This is a genomic window from Bradyrhizobium sp. (assembly GCF_049581145.1).
In the GTDB taxonomy this organism is placed as follows: Bacteria; Pseudomonadota; Alphaproteobacteria; order Rhizobiales; family Xanthobacteraceae; genus Bradyrhizobium.
In genome coordinates this window covers 1-5,702 of record NZ_JBAURI010001123.1, presented here as the reverse complement: position 1 = coordinate 5,702, position 5,702 = coordinate 1, and the positions used below count along the sequence as shown (strand labels likewise).

The following is a 5,702-nucleotide window of genomic DNA, read 5'->3' as shown; positions in this document are numbered from 1 at the left end:
CAGCGGCAGGAACGGCGCTTGGCGCCGATTGCACCGCCGCAGCCTCGGCGGCGCGGGAATTGGCACGGCGGAAGGCATCGCTGGCACGCGGCGCGCCTCCGCTATTGGCCCGTGAAGCTTCGCGGGCGCGCTGGGCGGCCTCCGATTCGACCTTGCGCACGGCCTCCTCGAGCGCCAGCCGCTCGCGGGTGATCTCTGATTCGCTCAGGGGCGGTTGCACGCTGCGCAATTGCGCGATCAGCGCGGCGCGTGCCCGCTCGTACAGCGCACGCCTGCTCTCGCCGGGAGCACTGGGGTCCAGTCCGGATATGGCGCGGGCGATCAACGGATAGTAATCAGCCATTTGAACTCAACTGTGCGCGCTTCGCTGTAGAATTTCGTTAAGCCTCGAACGGGTTCTGAACCAGGATAGTATCCTCGCGTTCCGGGCTGGTGGAAAGCAAGGCGATTGGGCAACCCACCAATTCTTCCACACGACGGACATATTTGATGGCCTGGGCGGGCAAATCCGCCCAGGAACGGGCATGAGCGGTCGGCTGCTTCCACCCCTCGATGGTCTCATAAATCGGCACCACGCGCGCCTGCGCTCCCTCGCCGGCCGGTAGATGGTCGATTTCCTGTCCGTCCAGCCGATAGCCGGTGCAGACCTCGATTGAATCGAAACCGTCGAGAATATCAAGTTTGGTCAGCGCCAGCCCGTTGATGCCGCAGGTCCGCACGGTCTGGCGCACCAGCGCGGCGTCGAACCAGCCGACGCGCCGCTTGCGCCCGGTATTGACCCCGAACTCCCGGCCTCGGCGGCCGATCTCCTCGCCGATTTCGTCATGCAATTCGGTCGGAAACGGTCCCTGGCCGACCCGCGTGGTATAGGCCTTGCAAATTCCCAGCACATATCCGACGCCGCCCGGGCCCATGCCGGTGCCGGTCGCCGCCTGCGCCGCGACGGTGTTGGACGAGGTGACGTAAGGATAGGTGCCGTGGTCAACGTCAAGCAGCGCACCCTGCGCGCCTTCGAACAAAATGCGCTTGCCCTCGCGGCGCTTCGCATCCAGCAGCCGCCAGACCGTTTCCGCGTAAGGCAGCACCTTCGGGGCCAATGCCTTCAGCTCGCGCAGAATTGCTGCCGCATCGATTTCGGTGAGCCGCAAGCCGCGCCGCAGCGCATTGTGATGCGTCAGCAGGCGATCGATCTTGTGCGGCAGCGTGTCGAGATCGGCCAGATCCATCAGCCGGATCGCACGGCGACCGACCTTGTCCTCGTAGGCCGGTCCGATACCGCGCCGTGTCGTGCCGATCGCGGTTCCCGCGTTGGACGATTCCCGCAGCGCATCGAGCTCGCGATGCAGCGGCAGGATCAGCGTGACATTCTCGGCGACCCGCAGGTTTTGCGGGCTGACAGCAACGCCCTGGGCCTTGAGCTTTTCCACCTCGTCGAGGAAAGCCTGGCAATCGAACACCACGCCGTTGCCGATGACCGCCAATTTGGAAGGCCGCAGCACGCCGGACGGCAATAGCGCGAGCTTGTAGGTTTCGCCGTTGATGACGAGGGTGTGGCCGGCATTGTGGCCGCCCTGAAAACGCACGACGATGTCGGCCTGTTCCGACAACCAATCGACGATCTTGCCCTTTCCTTCGTCGCCCCACTGGGCGCCGACGACGACGACATTGGCCATTCGCGGGTTTTCCCTCTGCAGCCTTCCATCACACGAGCATGATCGTTACGCAAAACCGGCTCGCCCCCTTGGATCTGCTCCGCGGGCGCGCTTTTCCCAAAATCATGCGCCCGGCTTGAGGCACGGCCGGGCCGCTCGCATGCGAGGCATCCAACCGGATAAAGGAAGCGGCCGAACTAGGCAAGCTAGAAGGGTACTCCGTGACCTGCCCGAGGTGACATCAACCCCTTGATATCCCCGTGAGATTTATGTCTGGACAGATCCGATCGCGGGGCCTTTGGGCTGGAATAGCGGACGGTTGGCTTGCGACAAGCGTCCTCCCCACCATTGATGGTATTTCGCGCTTCAATCCCCCGAGGGCGTTCGCCGCGGCGGGTTAGCCAGGGCTAGCCATCGAAGCGTCGCTGCACGAGATCGACGGGCTCGATGCTCCGACCCGAAAGGAACCGATCCCGCGCCCTGCGACTCGATCGGGACATCCCGTTCGTGATGCGCGCGCCGACCATGGCAAATTCTCTACGATGCCCAACAGGCCCTTGATCCTGCTCAACGCCTGCCGCCAACGGCCGGAAGATTGTGGCTGAACGCGCAGTTCAAGGAGAATTGTCATGACCGCGATCGACGCGTCGGCAAAACCTGCGGGCGCCAAACCACCACTGTCGGCGCCGAAGACCTGGTTGCGCACGAACTGGGGCCTGCTGATCGCGCTCGCGGCCCTCGTCGCGGTGATATGGCTGCCGACGCCGGAAGGACTTGCGATCGCCGGCCAGCGCATGCTGGCGGTGCTGGCCTTTGCGGTCATCGTCTGGATGACGGAGGCGTTGGACTATGCCGTTTCCGCGATCGTCATCGCCGCCTTGATGGCCTTTCTGCTCGGCCTGTCGCCAGATCCGAACAACCCCAGCGTGCTGTTCGGCACCAGCGCGGGCCTCGGCCTCGCATTCTCCGGCTTTGCCAATACCGCGCTGGCGCTGGTCGCCTCCGCGCTGTTTCTGGCCGCCGCGATGACCGCAACCGGCCTCGACAAGCGCATCGCGCTTGCGATCCTGTCCCGCGTCGGGAGCGAGGTTCACCACGTCGTGATCGGCGCCATCCTGGTCGGCTTCGTGATGGCGTTCCTGGTGCCTTCCACCACCGCACGCGTCGCCTGCCTGGTGCCGATCACGCTCGGCATCATCGCGGCCTTCGGCGTCAACAAGCGCGGCGCCTTCGCCGGCATGCTGATGATCACGACGGTGCAGACCGCCAGCATCTGGAACGTCGGCATCAAGACGGCATCGGCCCAGAACATGGTCGCGGCCGGCTTTATCGAGAAAACCCTGCACCAATCCATCACCTGGCTGGACTGGTTCATCGCCGCCGCGCCGTTCGGCATCCTGATGTCGATCGCGCTCTACTTCGTGATGACGCGCATGATGCCGTCGGAAGTCGCCGATATTCCCGGCGGCCGCGCAGCGATCAGGACGTCGCTGGCAGCACTTGGTCCAATGAAGACCTCGGAGAAGAAGCTGCTGGCGATCTCGCTGACGCTGCTGGCATTCTGGTCCACCGAAGGCGTGTTGCATCATTTTGACACCTCGACGACCACCATCGCCGCGGTCGCGCTGATGTTCCTGCCCGGCATCGGCATCATGAGCTGGAAGGACGCGCAGCCCCGGATTCCCTGGGGCACGGTGGTGCTGTTTGGCATCGGCATCAGCGTCGGCACCGCGCTGTTGCAGACCAAGGGTGCCGCTTGGCTCGCCAATCTCGCGGTGACCGAGTTCGGCCTGAAATACGCTACCGCGTTCTTCATTCTCGCTGCGATGACGCTGTTCCTGACCCTGATCCATCTCGGCTTCGCCAGCGCCACCGCACTCGCCTCAGCGATGATCCCGATCGTCATCGCGGTGCTGCAGAATGTCGCTACGCCAGGCATCAATATCGTCGGAATGACCATGTTGTTGCAGTTCGTTGTGTCGTTCGGCTTCATCCTGGTGGTGAACGCGCCGCAGAGCATGCTGGCCTACGGCACCGACACCTTCGAAGCGCGCGATTTCGTGCGCACCGGCCTGGTGCTCAGCATCGTCGCGGTTGCATTGGTGATGCTGCTCGGCTCGACCTATTGGCACTGGCTCGGCTACGTCTGAGCGGACCAAGCTCCTCAGGCCCGCAATTCGCCGATGCCGTGGCGCTCGACGAAACCCGCCGGGCGTGTCAAAATTGCAAAGGCGAGGCAGAGCGGTGCGACCGCGGCAAGCAGCGCCGCGCCCGCGATCAAGGCTGCTACGGGCGATGCCCAGGCGTCCTGCAGCCGGCCCGCGACCAGCGGCCCGACGGCCATGAGAACGTAGAAGCAGGTATAGAACACGCCGAAGCCGAACGAGCGATGGCGCGGATTGAGTATACCGGCCGGAAGCGACAGCATGGCCCCGGACAACGGACCGACGGCGACGCCGAACAGCAGACAGGACGTCGTCGGGCCGATGCCCACAACGAATTGCATCAGCGCAAAAGCTCCGATCAGCGCGCAGACGACGATCGCGGCCACCGGCCTCCCGAGCCGATGCACGAGATATCCGCCCGACGGTATCGCCACGATCGTGAGCCAGACGGCCAAGCTGGTCAGCGACGCAGCCGCGGTCGGCGCGATGCCGCGCGCTGTCATCAGCAACGGCGCATAGCTGAAGAACAGGATGCAGGCGAGATTCATCGCGCCCCAGGCGATGCCCGCGACCGTGATCGGAAGCAGGATGGCCGCGGGAAGTTTTTCGCGCGGCACCGCGGCCGGCTTTTCCGATGCCGCGGGCTCCGCGACGACGGCGAATGCGCACAGCGCCGCACCGGCGCAGAACCCTCCAGACAGCATCACCGCGGGCCAGCCCCAGACTTGTGCAATGAAGGCCTGGCTCGGCAAGGCCAGCATCGCTCCAAACGGCCAGCTCAGCTGCAGCAGCGACATGGCGACAACGATCTCGCGGCCATCGAACCAGTCCGTCGTCATTTTGGTTGCAACCAGCACGACGATGGTCGCCCCCACACCTCCGAGCGTGCGCGCGACCAGCGCGGTTGTGAAGCCGCCCGCGTGAGCCAATACGAGCCCCGACACCAGCATCAGCGCGAGGCCGACGACGCCGAGCGTCTTCTCGCGAAAACGCTCGCCCAACAGCCCCGCCGGGAACGCAACGACAATGCCGGGCAGCAGATACGCGCCGATCAGCATGCCGAGCTGGGAATAATCCAGGCCCAGATCCCGCATCAGCAGCTTGGCCGCCGATCCGACCGCCTGGAACTGGAATCCCGTCGCCGCGCGCGCCGCGAACAACACTGCGAGAATCAACCACCTGCGGCGCACGCAATCCTCCATTGGCCAGAGCATGATCCGGAAAGGCATGCCCTCGGGCTACGACCCGATGGGTGCGCAGCGGTTTTCCCTCGCGACAAACCCCGCACGGGTTTTCCGCGGAGATCATTGCTCAATCAGAAACCTGGAGCGCGATAACTGTTCAACCCGATCGCACCGCGCTCTAGTCCGCCCTCTTGTCTTCAACCGGGTCTACTGTCAGCGCATTGCAAAATTCCAAAAGCTCATCTTCGGAAATATCATGAAGCGTCAGGCGAATCTGCATGATCGCCAGTTCGATCAGATGGCCGGCAAACGAAGCGCCCGCTGAGACAGCGATATGACGCTGCTCCACGAGTTGCGGAATCAGGTTGCGAAGCCTGCGGGCACTGAACTCATCCATAGCGATGCCCTTTGGAGGCCCGCTGCGACGTCGCGAGCAGCCAGTGGCGCGTGGCGGCAACGTCGGCGAACAATTCGATGGCTTTCGCCGTCACAAGGTGCACCGAGCGCGCGTCGGCATCGGGCCTGCGGCGGCTGACCGACGCGTCGCTCAGGAACGTCACGTGGTGGCCGCGATGTGCGGCGTCGATGGCGGTCGCCAGGCACGTCTGATCGGCGACGAGCCCCGCGATCGCGAAACTACCGACCCTCGACACGACATCATCGAACAGCTGACTGGTGTAGCAGGACGGCTGCCGCCGTTC

The 5,702-nt window shown here is 64.3% G+C and carries 5 protein-coding genes and 1 pseudogene; 1 reads left to right on the top strand and 5 read right to left on the bottom strand.

The window, feature by feature from the left end:
* A pseudogene (locus WCB02_RS36035) lies at positions 1-343 on the bottom strand (hypothetical protein); the annotation flags it as partial.
* A 37-nt stretch (positions 344-380) separates the two neighbouring features.
* On the bottom strand, positions 381-1,673 hold the full coding sequence (locus WCB02_RS36030; RefSeq protein WP_423966326.1) for an adenylosuccinate synthase: 1,293 nt from the start codon (positions 1,671-1,673) through the stop codon (positions 381-383).
* 608 nt (positions 1,674-2,281) lie between these two features.
* Here WCB02_RS36030 and WCB02_RS36025 point away from each other — a divergent pair.
* Positions 2,282-3,802 (top strand): DASS family sodium-coupled anion symporter, encoded by a 1,521-nt coding sequence (locus tag WCB02_RS36025; RefSeq protein ID WP_423966324.1) that lies wholly within the window; start codon positions 2,282-2,284, stop codon positions 3,800-3,802.
* 14 nt (positions 3,803-3,816) lie between these two features.
* On the opposite strand, the gene WCB02_RS36020 is transcribed toward WCB02_RS36025, so the two are convergent.
* The 3 genes from WCB02_RS36020 to WCB02_RS36010 all read right to left on the bottom strand — a co-directional run.
* Positions 3,817-5,007: an MFS transporter gene (locus tag WCB02_RS36020; protein WP_423966322.1), complete on the bottom strand. Its 1,191-nt coding sequence runs from the start codon at positions 5,005-5,007 to the stop codon at positions 3,817-3,819.
* 172 nt (positions 5,008-5,179) lie between these two features.
* Positions 5,180-5,398, bottom strand: coding sequence for a hypothetical protein (locus WCB02_RS36015; protein ID WP_423966320.1), 219 nt, complete (start codon positions 5,396-5,398; stop codon positions 5,180-5,182).
* The coding region (locus WCB02_RS36010; protein ID WP_423966318.1) for an isochorismatase family protein at positions 5,391-5,702 on the bottom strand (312 nt) is incomplete at its 5' end. The genes WCB02_RS36015 and WCB02_RS36010, both read right to left, overlap by 8 nt.

Bases quoted from the DNA above. Each gene is read 5' to 3' on its own strand.
- WCB02_RS36030 (WP_423966326.1), bottom strand. From the start codon at position 1,673: ATGGCCAATGTCGTCGTCGTCGGCGCCCAGTGGGGCGACGAAGGAAAG.
- WCB02_RS36025 (WP_423966324.1), top strand. From the start codon at position 2,282: ATGACCGCGATCGACGCGTCGGCAAAACCTGCGGGCGCCAAACCACCA.
- WCB02_RS36015 (WP_423966320.1), bottom strand. From the start codon at position 5,398: ATGGATGAGTTCAGTGCCCGCAGGCTTCGCAACCTGATTCCGCAACTC.